The sequence below is a fragment of the Pseudomonas sp. AC239 genome (assembly GCF_979258545.1).
In genome coordinates, this window is sequence record NZ_OZ409864.1 from 3,168,947 (window position 1) to 3,185,074 (window position 16,128).

A 16,128-nucleotide genomic window follows, 5' to 3' on the forward strand; every position below is an offset into this window, starting at 1 on the left:
GCTTAGTTCGAGCTCACCGAAGAACGCGGTGCTACTGGCTGGTTGTCGTTGGAAATGGTCACTTCCACACGACGGTTCATCGCACGGCCCGAGACGCTGCCGTTATCCGCTACCGGGTATTCCTTGCCATAACCCTGAGCGACGATGCGCGATGGATCGACGCCCATCTTGATCAGAGCCATCTGCACGGAAGTCGCGCGGCGCTCGGACAGCGACTGGTTGTAGCTCGCGGTACCGGTGCTGTCGGTGTAACCCTCGACGATCACTTTGCGATCCGGGTTTTCCTGGAGGAATTGCGCCAGTTTGTTGATGTTCACCAGACCGCTGGATTTCAGATCAGCCTTGTTGGTGGCGAACAGCACGTCACCGAAAGTAACCAGCGTGCCGCGATCGGTCTGCTTGGCATTGAGGCTGTCCTGCAGCTGTTTGATCTGCTGGTCACGGGCATCCAGGCGAGCCTGAGCTCGTTGGGCTGCGGCGTTTTTCAGGTTGTTTTCAGCGGTGCGCAGAGCGATGGTCTGCTTGGCCACTTCCACACGCTGGTTGGTCAGGTAAGCCAGTTGGTCAACCTTGGCGGCGTCTTCTTTATCCAGATAAGCCTTGTCGGCCTTGTCCAGGTAATCGCTGGCGTCTTTGGTTTCCAGTGCTGCGACTTTGCTGGCCTGTGGGTTGGCCTGCAGGCCGGCATAGTTGGTGCGCGCCTGTTCCAGGTTCGGGTTAGGCGGGGTGGAGCAGGCAGCCAGGGCAACGCTTGCGGCCAGAAGAGCGGGAATCATCAGTTGCTTACGCATAATTTGTCGTCCTTTCTATCGGTAAGAGTTTCAGCTTTGCGGTCGGGATGCGCGCTTACTGCACGGTGCGCTGGCTTTCCTGACGCAGTTCCTGAACACCTTTCTGGGAATCCTTCACAGCCTGTTCGGCCTTGGCGGCCTGAGCCTTGCGTTCAGCGACGCGAGCGTCCCACTCGGCCTGTTCGGACAGGCGACGGGCTTCGTCATACTTCTTGTCGTGCATGGCGATTTCAGCTTGTTTCAGTTTGTCCTGAGCCTGCTTCATTTCCACCGCGGCGAACTCGGTACCGCCAGCGCTGACGGCGCTGTTTACGGCCGATTGGGTCACGGCGTACTGCTCGGTCGGTGGGTTACCGGCGCAACCGGCCAGTACGAAGCTGGTGCCGATGGCCAGAGCGGCCAGTTTCAGACCGCGCAGGTGGGAAAACGAGGTTTGGGTTTTCATGGTCTTCAACTCCATTAGGCATCTCCTGAAAATACAACTGAATCCATCCTGGCAGAGGAGCCGAAAGCATCGCTTGTTGACGCGAATTGAAACGCTCGTTCCAGGCGTGGTTACCTGTTCCGACCGGCGGCATTTTTGAAAAGTTCAGAAAAGATGGCCTATCGCCAAAAATTAAATTGACCGTTTGGACAAGGCTCTGGGACGGGAACTTTGGCGATTTGAAGCGGTACGCGCGGGTGAGTTTTAAGGTGATATCAGGGATGATCAGCACCCTGTGGGAGCTGGCTTGCCAGCGATGAGGCCATCATGCTCAGCACATCTTTGACTGAACTGCCGCCATCGCGGGCAAGCCCGCCCCCACATTTTTCTCGGTGTCAGGAATCAGTGCTTCTGTTTGTTCTCAGTCGAGGACAAATCATGCAAATGCCGTCGCGACAACGCCAGAAAACGCGGCGTCGGGCCGACATCCTCGTACAGCGGATCACCTTCTTCATCCGTCGCCACCACCGTCGAACCCTTCACATACGGCAGGCTCGCTTCGAACTCCTCAAGCGCAGCGCCGATCAGTTCGCCGAGCAGTTCTTCGGGATGGCGCTTGGGATACATCTCGGCAATCGCCGCCAGCCTGGCGGCGGATTCCACATCCAGATGAATCGTGTAGCCAGTATCGGTCAGGCGACCTTTGGCGTTTTCTTCCCAATGCTGGGCGAGTTCACGAATTTTCATGATGACCTCATTTAGCGGCTGCGGATGGCAGGCCTGGGTGAATGGCCGGCAGCGCCGGCAGCGGGCCGTCGTACGGCTTACTGTTGAGACTGGCTTTCGCGCGCAAGGTTTAACTCGATTCGTCGCCTGCTTGTAAGAAGCGGCGCAGAGCGGCACTCTCTGGCAAAGCATTCATTTCTGCGCTGTCCCCGATTACCGCTGGAGAACTGCTGATGACCGATATTGATGCACGCTTGCGCGAAGACGTTCACCTGCTCGGAGAGCTGTTGGGCAACACCATTCGAGACCAGTACGGCGAGGCGTTCCTCGACAAGATCGAGCAGATCCGCAAGGGTGCCAAGGCCGACCGGCGCGGTTCGATGGACGCCGAACTGAGCGCCAGCCTCAATCAATTGAGCGAAGACGAATTGCTCCCGGTCGCCCGGGCCTTCAACCAGTTTCTCAACCTGGCCAATATTGCCGAGCAATATCAGTTGATCCATCGCCGCGAGGAGTCACAACCGGCGCCGTTCGAATCGCGGGTATTGCCGGAACTGCTCGCGCGCCTGCGCAGCGAAGGCCACAGCGCCGAATCTCTGGCCCGGCAACTGGCGCGCCTGGAAATCGAACTGGTGCTGACCGCGCACCCGACCGAAGTGGCGCGACGCACGTTGATCCAGAAGTACGACGCGATCGCCGCGCAACTGGCCGCGCAGGATCATCGCGACCTGACGAGCGCCGAGCGCGAGCAGATCCAGACCAGGTTGCAGCGCTTGATCGCCGAAGCCTGGCACACCGAAGAAATTCGCCGCACCCGCCCGACGCCGGTCGATGAAGCCAAATGGGGCTTTGCGGTGATCGAGCATTCTTTGTGGCAGGCGATCCCCAACCATATGCGCAAGGCCGATCAGGCGCTGTTCGCCGCCACGGGCCTGCGCTTGCCGCTGGAAGCCGCGCCGATCCGCTTCGCCTCATGGATGGGCGGCGACCGTGACGGCAACCCCAATGTCACCGCCGCCGTCACTCGCGAAGTCTTGCTGCTGGCGCGCTGGATGGCCGCTGATTTGTATCTGCGCGATGTCGATCACCTTGCTGCCGAATTGTCGATGCAGCAGGCCAGCGACGCGCTGAAGGCCAAGGCCGGCGACAGCGCCGAACCCTATCGCGCGGTGCTCAAGCAATTGCGCGAACGTCTGCGTGCGACGCGCAATTGGGCGCACGCTGCATTGACCGCGCCGACCCCGGCGCCCGCCGATGTGCTGCACGACAATCGCGACCTGCTTGAGCCTTTGCAGCTGTGTTTCAACTCGCTGCACGAGTGCGGCATGGGCGTTATCGCTGACGGGCCGTTGCTCGATTGCCTGCGCCGCGCGGTGACGTTCGGCCTGTTTCTGGTGCGCCTCGATGTGCGTCAGGATTCGACCCGGCACAGCTCGGCAATGACCGAAATCACCGATTACCTCGGCCTCGGCCGCTATGAGGAATGGGACGAAGAACGGCGCATCAATTTCCTCACCGAAGAATTGAGCAACCGCCGTCCGCTGCTGCCCGCGCATTTCAAACCGTCGGCCGACACCGCTGAAGTGCTCAATACCTGCAAGGAAATCGCCGCCGCACCCGCTGCATCGCTGGGTTCTTACGTGATCTCCATGGCTGGCGCCGCCTCTGATGTGCTCGCGGTGCAACTGCTGCTCAAAGAGTCTGGTGTCCTGCGGCCAATGCGCGTGGTGCCGCTGTTCGAAACCCTCGCCGACCTCGACAACGCCGGACCGGTGATGGAGCGTCTGCTGTTGTTGCCGGGCTATCGCGCGCGCCTGCACGGCCCGCAGGAAGTGATGATCGGCTATTCCGACTCGGCCAAGGATGCCGGCACCACTGCTGCGGCTTGGGCGCAATATCGCGCGCAGGAACGCCTGGTGGAAATCTGCCGCGAACAGCAAGTCGAACTGCTGCTGTTCCACGGTCGCGGCGGTACCGTTGGCCGTGGCGGCGGTCCGGCGCACGCGGCAATTCTGTCGCAACCGCCGGGTTCGGTGGCGGGGCGTTTCCGTACCACCGAGCAGGGCGAAATGATTCGTTTCAAATTCGGCCTGCCGGACATCGCCGAGCAAAACCTCAATCTGTATCTGGCCGCCGTGCTCGAGGCGACCTTGTTGCCGCCACCGCCGCCGACGCCTGAATGGCGGCATCTGATGGACGAATTGGCGGCGGACGGTGTCAGCGCTTACCGCCAGGTCGTGCGGGAAAATCCGCAATTCGTTGAGTACTTCCGTCAGTCGACCCCGGAGCAGGAATTGGGACGTCTGCCTCTGGGCAGTCGCCCGGCCAAGCGCCGCGCCGGCGGTATCGAAAGCCTGCGGGCGATCCCGTGGATTTTCGGCTGGACCCAGACGCGGCTGATGCTGCCGGCCTGGCTGGGCTGGGAGACCGCACTGAGCAAGGCGCTCGAGCGCGGCGAGGGCGAATTGCTTGGGCAGATGCGCGAACAGTGGCCGTTCTTCCGCACCCGCATCGACATGCTGGAAATGGTGCTGGCCAAGGCCGACGCGGATATCGCGCAGTCCTACGATGAACGTTTGGTCGAGGCGAACCTGCTGCCGTTGGGCGCGCAGTTACGCGACCTATTGTCGCAGGCCTGCTCCGTGGTGCTTGGTCTGACCGGGCAGTCGCAGCTGCTGGCGCACAGCCCGGACACCCTCGAATTCATCCGCCTGCGCAACACCTACCTCGACCCGCTGCATCTATTGCAGGCCGAACTGTTGGCGCGTTCGCGGCAGCAGGAAGTCGAGCAGGGCAGCCCGGTGGAACAGGCGCTGCTGGTGTCTGTGGCGGGGATTGCCGCCGGATTGCGCAATACCGGCTAAGGTTGCTGAGCAGTTCAGGCGGCATTCGCGATGAGAGTCGGATGTCGCCACCCTTGGCGTAGGAAAGTGCCGCGAGGCGACAGTTAATGTTGGGGTTGCGACTTGGGTTACCGCGTCGCAAGGTCACGGCGGGCGTCGGTTTCTCCGACTTTTGGCGTCTTGTGTGGGCGCAGCCTGCTGTGTATCTTGATCAGCCTTTGGCCGTTTGTGCGGCCACGACCCGTATTTTCAGGATCCGCCGGTTACGAGCGAATCCTTTGTTTTGTAAAGCTTTTATATAAAAAATTGAGGAGCACATCGATGCGCGTCATTCTGCTGGGAGCTCCCGGGGCCGGTAAAGGTACTCAGGCAAAGTTCATCACCGAGAAATTCGGCATTCCGCAAATCTCCACCGGCGACATGCTGCGTGCGGCGGTCAAGGCTGGCACTCCACTGGGCGTGCAAGCCAAGAGCATCATGGATGCCGGCGGCCTGGTGTCGGATGACCTGATCATCGCGCTGGTCAAGGACCGCATCGCTCAACCTGATTGCGCCAACGGTTTCCTGTTCGACGGCTTCCCGCGCACGATTCCGCAGGCTGAAGCACTGGTCACTGCCGGTGTCGAGCTGGACGCAGTGGTGGAAATCGCTGTTGAAGACGAAGAAATCGTCCAGCGCATCGCCGGTCGTCGTGTTCACGAAGCCAGCGGCCGCGTGTACCACATCGTCTACAACCCGCCGAAACTGGCTGGCAAGGACGACATCACCGGCGAAGAACTGGTGCAGCGCAAGGACGACACTGAAGAAACCGTGCGTCATCGCCTGTCGGTCTACCATTCGCAGACCAAGCCGCTGGTGGAGTTCTATCAGAACCTTTCCGCCAAGAACGGCGGCAAGCCCAAGTACAGCCACATTCCGGGCGTGGGTTCGGTCGATGCAATCACCGCCAAGGTGCTGGCCGCGCTGAGCTGAAAAGTCTGATCGGCTGCATCATCCACGGCCCGCTTGCGGGCCGTAGTTGTTTATACTGACGCACTTTTTTCCCCACCCCTGTTTTGGAAACATCGATGAGCACCTTGCTGGCCCTGGACACCGCGACTGAAGCTTGCTCCGTTGCCTTGCTGCATGACGGCAAGGTCACGAGCCATTACGAGGTGATCCCGCGTTTGCACGCGCAGAAGCTGCTGCCGATGATTCAGCAATTGCTCGCCGATGCCGGCACCACGCTGCAAGCGGTCGACGCGATTGCCTTCGGCCGTGGCCCGGGCGCGTTTACCGGTGTGCGCATTGCCATTGGTGTCGTGCAGGGTTTGGCCTTTGCGCTGGATCGACCGGTGTTGCCAGTGTCCAACCTTGCCGTGCTGGCGCAGCGTGCCTTTCGTGAGCATGGCGTAAGCCAGGTCGCGGCCGCCATCGATGCCCGGATGGATGAAGTGTATTGGGGCTGCTACCGCGAGACGGCGGGGGAGATGCGCCTGGTCGGCGCCGAAGCGGTGCTGCCGCCGGAGGTGGCTGCGCTACCGGCCGATGCCGACGGCGGCTGGTTCGGTGCCGGAACCGGTTGGGGCTACGCCGAGCGCATTGCCGTCAATCTGAGCGGCTCCGATGCGGGCATGCTGCCCCACGCCGAAGACTTGCTGACGCTCGCGCGTTTCGCCTGGGAACGCGGCGAGGCGATCCCGGCGGACGACGCACAGCCCGTCTACCTGCGCGATAAAGTCGCCACCCCCAAAGCCCGCTGACAGACACTTTCTCCTGTGGGAGCGAGCCTGCTCGCGAAGGCTTCTGGTCAGTCAATGCATATGTTGAATGTGCTGGACTCGTCGGGAGCGGGCCCGCTCCCACAGGTTCATTGGTCACATACAAATATCGCCAATCGTCAGTTTCTTCCCCCTCCCTTAAAACCTTTTGCGCTTTCTGTGTTCTAGTTATCACTCGGCGGTTTGCTAAGTCGGTCAAGTGCCGCTAAATTGCCATCATCGATACCGAGCATGACATTATGCGTATAGACGGCGTTTCCACTCAGTCCTACCCCATCAAGCGCAAGCCGCGTAAAGGCAATGCGGCGCTGGATGAATCCGTCGACATCATCGACGGCGAGCTGGAATTCCCGAGCGAAGAGCAGATGGCCGCCCGTGCAGCCCAAGCCACCGCGCAACGCCTGAGCAACCTGCCTGCCCGCCAACAAGACATGATCTACCACCGCGCGATGAAGAAAAGCGTAGCCATGGCCCTGGCCAGCTACCTGAGCACAGCCGGTTTTGTTGATTGGGATGCGGACGTGCTGGGCCTCGATCTGTATATCTGAATATCTGATGAATTTGCCTTACTACCTCGGATGCCCGTCCTGGAGCGAAAATGCCTGGCGCGAGTATCTGTATCCGGTAGACGCAAAAACCTCCGACTTTCTCGCTCTCTACTGCCAGGTGTTCAACGCCGTCGAAGGCAACACCACCTTCTACGCCAGCCCATCGCCAGCCACTGTGCAGCGCTGGGCCGAGATCATGCCGGCGCACTTTCGCTTCACTGCCAAATTCCCCGGCGACATCAGCCACAGTGGCGACTTGCGCGAGCAACTGACCGCTGCCGAAACCTTCCTGCAATTACTCAAGCCGTTAGGCGAACGTGTTTCGCCGCTGTGGCTGCAACTGTCGAAAAGCTTCACGCCGCAGCGTCTGCCGGAACTGGCGGCATTTATCGATGCGCTGGATTGCCCGCTCGCGGTCGAGGTGCGCAATGAACGGTTCTTCGCCAAGGGCGAGAGCGAGCGTCTGCTCAATCGTCTGTTGCTGGATCGCGGTGTCGAGCGCATCTGTCTCGACCCGCGCGCGCTGTTCAGTTGCCTGTCGACCGAGTCCTCGGTGATCCACGCACAATCGAAAAAGCCGCGTGTACCGACGCGTCCCGCGGCGTTTACCCAGTTTCCGCAGGTGCGCTTCATCGGCCATCCCGAACTTGAGGCCAACGATGCGTTTCTCATGCCGTGGGTGGCGAAGATTGCTGAATGGATCGAAGAGGGGCGCACGCCTTACATCTTCCTGCACACCGCCGACAACCTGTTGGCAGCGAAACTCGCGCAACGTTTTCACGCCCAGCTGGTGCAACGTTTGCCTGGCTTGCCCACGCTGCCTGAGCTATACAGAGAACCCGCCGTCGAGCAGCTTGGCTTGCTCTGAGGCGGTTTTTTTCTGCCCGGGAGCTCGTCGATGAACGTCGAAGTCAGTCAACAGCAACTCCTCAAAGCCCAAGCCTTCAAGGCCCTGCATGATCGCCAGGGAATCTTCGTCATCCCCAATCCGTGGGACGCCGGCTCGGCGAAAATGCTCGCCAGTCTCGGCTATCAGGCCTTGGCCACCACCAGCGCCGGTTACGCGTTTTCCCAGGGCAAGGCTGATGGCGCGTTGAGTCTCGACGAGACCCTGGCCAATGTCCGGGCGATTGTCGCAGCGACGGATCTGCCGGTGGCGGTGGACCTGGAAAACGGCTTTGCCGATGATCCGCACGAGTCTGCGCAGAGTCTTCTGCGCGCCGCCGAAGCGGGCGCGGTGGGCGGGTCGATCGAAGACGCGACAGGGCGCCCGGACGCACCGATCTATTGCTTCGAACACGCCGTGGCGCGGATTGAAGCCGCTGTCGCGGCGGTGCGCACGCTGCCGTTTCCCTTCATCCTCACCGCTCGAGCGGAAAACTACCTGCACGGCAACCATGACCTCGACGACACCGTTCGCCGTTTGCAGGCATTTGCCGAAGCGGGTGCCGACGTCCTCTATGCACCGGGTTTGCGCAGCGCCGAGGAAGTACGCGCAGTGGTGCAAGCGGTGGCGCCAAAACCGGTCAATGTGTTGATGTCTGGCGGTTTGAAACTGACCGTGCAGCAACTTGAGGAAATGGGCGTACGCCGCATCAGCACCGGCTCGGCACTGGCGCTGGCGGCGTTCGGCGAGTTCTTCCGCGCGGCTGAAGAAATCCAGCAATCCGGCACCTTTGGCTTCACGTCACAGTCGATGCCGTACGCCAGGGCCAATCAATTCTTCAAGGACTGAGCATGGGACGTTGGCTGTTCTGGGGGCTGTTGCTCGCGATGGGTGGTGCAGCGGTAAGTGTCTGGCGCGGCTGGCTGGAGGTGCCGCCACAGTGGAACCCGTGGGCGCCATTGGACATAAAAAACGCGCCCAACTGGCTGACCGGTTACAAACTCATACGCCTGCGCAGTGATCCTGAATTGTGCGCACAGGCATTGAGCAGCTCGGATTTGCGCTACAGCCGTCAGGCCGACAGTCCCGGGGCCAAGTGTCCGCTGATCGGCGCTCTGCGGGTGCAGGGCGGTGAAGTGGCACTGAGCAGCAGTTTCATCGCCAGTTGCCCGCTGGCGGTGGCCTACGCGATGTTTGAACACCACACCCTGCAACCGGCGGCGCAATCGGTTTACCGCCAGAAGATCGCGCGGGTCGATCACTTGGGCAGCTTTGCCTGTCGCAATGTCTACAACCGTGAGAACGGTGCGCTCAGTCGACACGCCAGTGCCGACGCGCTGGACATCGCCGGTTTCCGCCTGGCTGACGGACGCACGATCAGCGTGCTCAGGGATTGGCCGAAGCAAAATCAGGACGCGGAGTTTCTGCGTCAGCTGCGTGACGGCGCCTGTGAGTCATTCAGTGTGGTGTTGAGCCCGGATTACAACGCCGCTCATCGCAATCACTTTCATGTCGATGTCGGGCGCTGGAGCGTGTGTCGCTGAGAATCAGGCGGCGAGGCGCAGGTTCTGCAATACGATCGGGCGCGCCCAGCCGTTATCGAAGTCCAGAGCTTTCTGTTGTTCGACGATTTCTTCCGGCGGGAACGGCGGATAAGGCTTTTGCAGCAAGTCCAGGTCGAACTCGGCGATCGGCAGATACAGTGGACGTTTCTGCGGAGCAGGGCCTGGCTCCGGCAGTGGCTGGCCATTGTTGATCACAATCGGGCGTACCCAGCTGCTGTCGAAATCCTGTTGCTCTTGCTGAGCCTTGAGTTCTTCCGGCGGGAACGGAGGGAACGGCTTGTCCAGCAGCTCCATTTCAAACTCGGCGATCGGCAGGAACAGTGGCTCTGGCGGGCGAACCTGGGTTTCGACCACGTCGCACTCACGCTGGCTGACGATGTGCGCGTGCAACTCGCTGCCAACGGTCGGTTCTTCCGGGCTGCTCAGGTCAACCGGTGGAAACGTGCCGCAGGCCGGCACCACTTCACTCGTCTGTTCGGCCAGGGCCTGGGCAAAGAAATCCTGCCACAGGTGACTGACGCCGCTCAGTGCTTGAGTGTTATGACGGCTGAAGTCGCCGTGGGGCGAAACGTAGCCAATCGATGTGGGAAGAATGCCTGACATTTTTTTCGGTTGACGCTCAGCTCTGGCAAAATGCGCGTTGAATGGTTTATCGGCGGTTTTTGTCGATCCTTAACTTTTTTGAGCGTTTTTTCATGATCGAGTCACCCGCGGCCTGCCGCATCCATGTCCGGGCCCTCGCCCCAGCGTTTCAAACGCAAGCCGCACACTGGGCCGAACGTCTCGGCCTGCCGCTCGGCGAGGCGGACGGCGAGTTCGCCTTGCAGGTCGGCGAGCAGGGCTTGCAGTTGCAGCAGCTCGGCCCGGATGCCCCGGGCCCGGTGCGGGTCGATTTTGTCGAGGGCGGCGCGGCGCATCGTCGTTTGTATGGCGGCGGCAGCGGGCAGATGATCGCTAAAGCGGTCGGCATCGCCCAAGGCGTGCGCCCGCGGGTGCTGGATGCCACGGCAGGCCTGGGCAAGGACGCGTTTGTGTTGGCCAGTCTCGGTTGTGAAATGAGCCTGATCGAGCGTCAGCCGCTGATCGGCGCACTGCTTGAGGACGGCCTGGCCCGAGCGGCAGAAGATTTCGATGTAGCGCCAATCGTTGCGCGGATGAAGTTGCTCAAGGGCAATTCCATCGAAGTGATGCGCAGTTGGGAAGGGGAGCCGCCGCAGGTGATCTACCTCGACCCGATGTTCCCGCATCGTGAGAAAACCGCGCTGGTGAAAAAGGAAATGCGCCTGTTCCGCCCGCTGGTCGGCGATGACCCGGATGCCCCTGCTTTGCTTGAAGCCGCGCTGGCGTTGGCCACGCACCGGGTGGTGGTCAAGCGACCGCGCAAGGCACCCTGCATCGAAGGGCCGAAACCGAGCCATGCGCTGGATGGCAAATCGAGCCGGTATGACATTTATCCGAAGAAAGCGCTGAAGCCTTAGGGGCAGCTGCAAGCTTCGAGCTGCAAGTTACAAGTGAAAGCCAAAGCCAAAGCCAAAGCGAGGTTGCCTTTGCTTTTGCTTTTGCTTTTGCTTGCAGCTTGAGGCTTGCCGCTCGAAGCTGCTTATCTCCGATATGCCCGCATAAACAACCCCACCACCTCGCGCACATGCCGCTCCGCTGCCTCTCCGGTCAGCGGCTCGCCGCAGCCGTACAACAAACGAAAATTTCCCGCGCCTTTGATCAGGCAGAAGAAGTGCTCGGCGGCGTTGCGTGGCTGATCGATGCTCAGCGCGCCGGTTGCATGGATTTTCGCCAGGAGACCTTCCATGCCGTTGACCACGCGCTCTGGGCCGGCCTCGAAGAAGATCAGCGACAGCTTCGGGTCCTGACTGCCCAGCGCCATGATCAAACGATGCAGGTTTACCGATTCATCGCTATTGATCAGTTGGTGGAAGCCTCGGGCAATGTTCAGCAATACATTTTCCACCGCGATGCCGTCCGGCAATTCGAAGAACAGCGGCGGTAATTGTTCCTCGCATTTCGCGACGACAGCAGCGGAGAACAGCGTCTCCTTGTCGTTGAAATGACTGTAGACCGTCAGCTTCGACACGCCGGCCTCGCTAGCCACCGCGTCCATGCTGGTGTTGGCGTAGCCATGGCAGAGAAACAGGGTTTTTGCCGCATCCAGGATCGCCTGGCGCTTGGCCAGATCCTTGGGACGACCCGGACCGTTTGGAGCTGAAAGATTGTTCGACATTCTTCGCTTTTAATACTGGACTGGTGAGTTTGCTATTAATACCATACCCGCCAGTATAAATATTCCAAGCCTCATTCGCGAAAGGTCCGTCACCATGTTCCGCCATGCGTTGTCCTTTGCCGTGCCAGTCAGTCTGGCGTTCCTGTTATCGGCGTGCGGTCAGGAAGAGGTGACCAAAGTCACCGTGCGACCGGCCATGGTGGTACAGCCCGAGCCTTCGGCGCAGGCGATGGAAAGTTATCCGGGCGAGGTGCGAGCCCGTTATGAGCCTGATCTGGCGTTCCGCATCGGCGGCAAAGTCAGCCGACGACTGGTCGACGAAGGCCAGCGCGTCAAGGCCGATCAGCCATTGGCCGAACTCGATCCGCAGGATGTGCGCCTGCAACTGGAAGCCACCCGCGCGCAGGTTGCTGCCGCCGAGGCCAATCTGAACCTGGTGCGCGCTGAGCGCGATCGCTACAAAACCCTGATGGAGCGGCAGATGGTCAGCCGCTCGGCCTACGACAATGCGGAAAATCTATATCGCTCCGGCGAAGCGCGCCTTAAACAAATCAAAGCCGAATTCAACGTTTCGACCAACCAGGCCAGTTACGCGGTGCTGCGTGCGCCACAGGACGGTGTGGTGGCCAAGCGTTCGGTCGAAGTCGGCCAAGTGGTCGCTGCCGGGCAAACCGTGTTCACCCTCGCCACCGATGGTGAGCGCGAAGTATTGATCAGTCTGCCGGAGCAAGGCTTCGGCCGCTTCAAGGTTGGTCAGCCGGTTACCGTGGAGTTGTGGGCACAGCAGAATCAACGGTTCGCCGGGCAGATCCGCGAGTTGTCGCCGTCCGCCGACCCGCGTTCACGCACTTTTGCCGCGCGCATCTCGTTCACCAGCGGCAAAGTCCCGGCCGAATTGGGGCAAAGCGCCCGGGTGTTCGTGCAGTCGGCCGACAGTGTCTCGTTGTCCATACCGCTTTCCGCGCTGACCGCTGAAAACGGCGCGACCTACGTCTGGGTAGTCAACGGCAACAACATGTTGAAGAAAACCCCGGTGCGGGTCGGTCCGTTCGGCGAGAAAAGCGTGGCGGTGCTCGAAGGCCTGAATGCCAGCGACTGGGTTGTAGCTGCCGGCGTTCACGTCTTGCTCGACGGCCAGCAGGTGCGACCAGTGGATCGCTCCAACCGTGTGGTCAATCTGGCGAACAAGGAGTAAGCCCCGATGCGCTTCAACCTCTCCGAATGGGCGTTGCGTAATCGCCAGATCGTACTGTTCCTGATGCTTTTGCTCGCCGTTGTCGGCGCGTTGTCCTACACCAAACTCGGCCAGAGTGAAGACCCGCCGTTCACCTTCAAGGCGATGGTCATTCAGACCCGCTGGCCCGGTGCGACCGCGCAGGAGGTCTCGCGCCAGGTCACCGAACGCATCGAAAAAAAGCTGATGGAAACCGGCGAGTACGAACGCATCATGTCGTTCTCTCGCCCCGGTGAATCCCAGGTCACTTTCATTGCTCGCGATTCGATGCACTCCAAGGACATCCCCGACCTCTGGTATCAGTTGCGCAAGAAGGTCGGCGATATCCGCCAGACCTTGCCGCCGGGAATCCAGGGGCCGTTCTTCAACGACGAGTTCGGCACCACCTTCGGCAATATCTATGCGCTCACCGGCGATGGTTTTGACTACGCCGTGCTCAAGGATTACGCCGACCGCATCCAGATCCAGCTGCAGCGGGTCAAGGACGTTGGCAAGGTCGAACTGCTCGGCCTGCAGGACGAGAAAATCTGGGTCGAGCTGTCCAACGTCAAACTCGCCACCCTCGGCTTGCCGCTGGCGGCGGTGCAGCAGGCGCTGGAGGAACAGAACGCGGTGTCCACGGCGGGGTTCTTCGAGACCGGCAGCGAGCGCTTGCAGTTACGCGTTTCGGGGAATTTTCAGACAGTCGATGAGATAAAAAGCTTTCCGATCCGCGTCGCCGACCGCACCTTCCGCATCTCCGATATCGCCGATGTGCGTCGCGGTTTCAGCGATCCACCGGCGCCGCGCATGCGTTTCATGGGCGACGATGCGATCGGTCTGGCCGTGGCAATGAAGGACGGCGGCGACATTCTGGTGCTAGGCAAAGCGCTGGAAGGCGAGTTCTCGCGGATCCAGAAAAACCTCCCGGCCGGCATGCAGCTGCGCAAGGTGTCCGACCAGCCGGCAGCGGTCAAAACCGGCGTCGGCGAGTTCGTTCAGGTGTTGGTTGAGGCGCTGGCGATCGTCTTGCTGGTGAGTTTCTTCTCCCTCGGCGTGCGCACCGGCATGGTCGTCGCGCTAACCATTCCGCTGGTGCTGGCGATGACCTTCGCCTGCATGTATTACCTCGGGATCGGCCTGCACAAGATTTCCCTCGGTGCGCTGGTGCTTGCGCTGGGTTTGCTGGTGGACGACGCGATCATCGCCGTGGAAATGATGGCGATCAAAATGGAGCAGGGCTTCGACCGCATTCGCGCGGCGAGTTATGCCTGGACCAGCACCGCATTCCCGATGCTCACCGGCACGTTGATCACCGCCGCCGGTTTCCTGCCGATTGCCACTGCGCAGTCCGGCACCGGCGAATATACCCGCTCGATTTTCCAGGTGGTGACCATTGCCTTGCTCGCGTCGTGGGTCGCGGCGGTGATGTTCGTGCCGTATCTGGGGGAAAAACTCCTGCCGGATCTGGCGAAAATTCACGCGGCAAAACACGGTACTGGCGATGGTCAGCCTGATCCGTATGCCACGCCGTTCTATCAGCGCGTGCGGCGTTTGGTGGAGTGGTGTGTGGCCCATCGCAAGACGGTGATCGTGCTCACCGTCGGCCTGTTTATCGCCTCGGTTATGTTGTTCCGCTTCGTCCCGCAGCAGTTCTTTCCGGCTTCGAACCGGCTGGAGTTGATGATCGACCTGAAATTGGCCGAAGGTGTTTCGCTGGCCAATACCACCAGCGAAGTCAAACGCCTCGAAGCGCTGCTCAAGGAGCACGCCGGCATCGACAATTACGTGGCCTATGTCGGCACCGGTTCGCCACGCTTTTATCTGCCGCTGGATCAGCAACTGCCGGCGGCGAGTTTTGCCCAGTTTGTGGTGTTGGCAAAAACCATCGAAGAGCGTGAAGCGCTGCGCAGCTGGTTGATCGAAACTCTCAACGAACAGTTCCCGGCCCTGCGTTCGCGGGTCACTCGTTTGGAAAACGGCCCGCCGGTTGGCTATCCGGTGCAGTTCCGCGTCACTGGCGAGCACATTGAAGAAGTCCGTGCGTTGGCGCGCAAAGTCGCAGCGAAGGTTCGCGAGAATCCGCATGTGGTCAACGTGCATCTGGACTGGGAGGAGCCGAGCAAAGTTGTTTATCTGAACATCGATCAGGATCGCGCTCGCGCGCTTGGCGTAAGCACGGCCAATCTGGCGAAATTCCTGCAGAGTTCACTGGTCGGCTCGACGGTCAGCCAATACCGCGAAGACAACGAATTGATCGAGATTCTGCTGCGCGGCACCGTGCATGAACGTACTGAGTTGTCGCTATTGCCGAGTCTCGCGGTGCCGACGGATAACGGTCGCAGCGTGGCGTTGTCGCAGATTGCTACGCTGGAATATGGCTTCGAAGAAGGCATCATCTGGCACCGCAACCGCCTGCCGAACGTGACGGTCCGGGCGGACATTTATGGCAAGGAGCAGCCAGCGACGCTGGTCAAGCAGATCATGCCGACGCTGGACCCGATTCGCGCTGAATTGCCCGATGGTTATCTGCTGGATGTCGGCGGCACGGTGGAGGATTCCGAGCGCGGGCAGAAGTCGGTGAACGCCGGGGTGCCGATGTTCATCGTCGTGGTGCTGACCTTGCTGATGGTGCAGCTGCGCAGTTTCTCGCGTACGGCGATGGTGTTTCTCACCGCGCCGTTGGGCTTGATCGGGGTGACCCTGTTTCTGATGGTGTTCAGGCAGCCGTTCGGGTTCGTGGCGATGCTCGGGACGATCGCGCTGTCCGGGATGATCATGCGCAATTCGGTGATTCTGGTCGATCAGATCGAGCAGGATATTGCATCGGGGCTCAGGCCCTGGCAGGCGATTATCGAGGCTACGGTGCGGCGGTTCCGGCCGATTGTGTTGACGGCGCTGGCGGCGGTGCTGGCGATGATTCCGCTGTCGCGCAGTGTGTTTTTCGGGCCGATGGCGGTGGCGATCATGGGTGGGTTGATTGTGGCGACGGCGCTGACGCTGCTGTTTTTGCCGGCGTTGTATGCGGCCTGGTTCAGGGTTCGTCGGGAGGCTTGATCCTTGGCGGCCTTCGGGCCGACCAGGCTGTTGGGGTTTTGCGCGAATATCCGTTGCTGCGGTAGCGGCTGCTGGCGGT

Annotated in this window: 15 protein-coding genes; 10 read left to right on the plus strand and 5 right to left on the minus strand. The window is 60.8% G+C overall.

Annotated features, from left to right (window positions below; all coding sequences use genetic code 11):
* Positions 1 to 2: 2 nt before the first annotated feature.
* From ACZ0AZ_RS14240 to ACZ0AZ_RS14250, 3 genes are all read right to left on the minus strand, one after another.
* On the minus strand, positions 3 to 791 hold the full coding sequence (locus ACZ0AZ_RS14240; protein WP_024011746.1) for a lipotoxin F family OmpA-related protein LptF: 789 nt from the start codon (positions 789 to 791) through the stop codon (positions 3 to 5).
* Between the two features lie 55 nt (positions 792 to 846).
* Complete coding sequence (locus tag ACZ0AZ_RS14245; protein ID WP_024011747.1) at positions 847 to 1,251, minus strand: DUF4398 domain-containing protein; 405 nt, start codon at positions 1,249 to 1,251, stop codon at positions 847 to 849.
* Positions 1,252 to 1,617: 366 nt separating this feature from the next.
* A complete protein-coding gene (locus ACZ0AZ_RS14250; protein WP_065615306.1) occupies positions 1,618 to 1,962 on the minus strand; it encodes a pilin assembly protein in 345 nt (114 codons plus the stop codon).
* 212 nt (positions 1,963 to 2,174) lie between these two features.
* Here ACZ0AZ_RS14250 and ppc point away from each other — a divergent pair, with 212 nt between their 5' ends.
* The 7 genes from ppc (at position 2,175) to ACZ0AZ_RS14285 (ending at position 9,522) form a co-directional block, all read left to right on the plus strand.
* Entirely contained in the window at positions 2,175 to 4,805 is a 2,631-nt protein-coding gene (gene ppc, locus ACZ0AZ_RS14255) for a phosphoenolpyruvate carboxylase (RefSeq protein WP_310406708.1), read from the plus strand.
* 300 nt (positions 4,806 to 5,105) lie between these two features.
* Complete coding sequence (adk, locus tag ACZ0AZ_RS14260) at positions 5,106 to 5,756, plus strand: adenylate kinase (protein WP_039762420.1); 651 nt, start codon at positions 5,106 to 5,108, stop codon at positions 5,754 to 5,756.
* A gap of 95 nt (positions 5,757 to 5,851) precedes the next feature.
* Positions 5,852 to 6,526, plus strand: a complete 675-nt coding sequence (gene tsaB, locus ACZ0AZ_RS14265) for a tRNA (adenosine(37)-N6)-threonylcarbamoyltransferase complex dimerization subunit type 1 TsaB (RefSeq protein ID WP_463537583.1) — start codon at positions 5,852 to 5,854, stop codon at positions 6,524 to 6,526.
* A gap of 257 nt (positions 6,527 to 6,783) precedes the next feature.
* On the plus strand, positions 6,784 to 7,092 hold the full coding sequence (locus ACZ0AZ_RS14270) for a hypothetical protein (RefSeq protein WP_042606956.1): 309 nt from the start codon (positions 6,784 to 6,786) through the stop codon (positions 7,090 to 7,092).
* Positions 7,093 to 7,099: 7 nt separating this feature from the next.
* A complete protein-coding gene (locus ACZ0AZ_RS14275) occupies positions 7,100 to 7,960 on the plus strand; it encodes a DUF72 domain-containing protein (protein ID WP_463537584.1) in 861 nt (286 codons plus the stop codon).
* Between the two features lie 30 nt (positions 7,961 to 7,990).
* Positions 7,991 to 8,827, plus strand: a complete 837-nt coding sequence (locus ACZ0AZ_RS14280; protein WP_463537585.1) for an isocitrate lyase/PEP mutase family protein — start codon at positions 7,991 to 7,993, stop codon at positions 8,825 to 8,827.
* A gap of 2 nt (positions 8,828 to 8,829) precedes the next feature.
* Positions 8,830 to 9,522 (plus strand): extensin-like domain-containing protein, encoded by a 693-nt coding sequence (locus tag ACZ0AZ_RS14285; protein WP_463537586.1) that lies wholly within the window; start codon positions 8,830 to 8,832, stop codon positions 9,520 to 9,522.
* A gap of 3 nt (positions 9,523 to 9,525) precedes the next feature.
* Here ACZ0AZ_RS14285 and ACZ0AZ_RS14290 read toward each other — a convergent pair whose 3' ends face one another.
* Positions 9,526 to 10,146, minus strand: a complete 621-nt coding sequence (locus ACZ0AZ_RS14290) for an energy transducer TonB (protein WP_463537587.1) — start codon at positions 10,144 to 10,146, stop codon at positions 9,526 to 9,528.
* Positions 10,147 to 10,238: 92 nt separating this feature from the next.
* Between ACZ0AZ_RS14290 and ACZ0AZ_RS14295 the strand changes: the two genes are divergently transcribed.
* Complete coding sequence (locus ACZ0AZ_RS14295; RefSeq protein WP_463537588.1) at positions 10,239 to 11,021, plus strand: class I SAM-dependent methyltransferase; 783 nt, start codon at positions 10,239 to 10,241, stop codon at positions 11,019 to 11,021.
* A 122-nt stretch (positions 11,022 to 11,143) separates the two neighbouring features.
* Here ACZ0AZ_RS14295 and ACZ0AZ_RS14300 read toward each other — a convergent pair whose 3' ends face one another.
* Entirely contained in the window at positions 11,144 to 11,779 is a 636-nt protein-coding gene (locus tag ACZ0AZ_RS14300; RefSeq protein ID WP_463537589.1) for a TetR/AcrR family transcriptional regulator, read from the minus strand.
* Positions 11,780 to 11,873: 94 nt separating this feature from the next.
* Between ACZ0AZ_RS14300 and ACZ0AZ_RS14305 the strand changes: the two genes are divergently transcribed.
* Complete coding sequence (locus tag ACZ0AZ_RS14305) at positions 11,874 to 12,974, plus strand: efflux RND transporter periplasmic adaptor subunit (RefSeq protein ID WP_130000200.1); 1,101 nt, start codon at positions 11,874 to 11,876, stop codon at positions 12,972 to 12,974.
* A 6-nt stretch (positions 12,975 to 12,980) separates the two neighbouring features.
* A complete protein-coding gene (locus tag ACZ0AZ_RS14310; protein WP_463537590.1) occupies positions 12,981 to 16,049 on the plus strand; it encodes an efflux RND transporter permease subunit in 3,069 nt (1,022 codons plus the stop codon).
* Positions 16,050 to 16,128 lie beyond the last annotated feature (79 nt).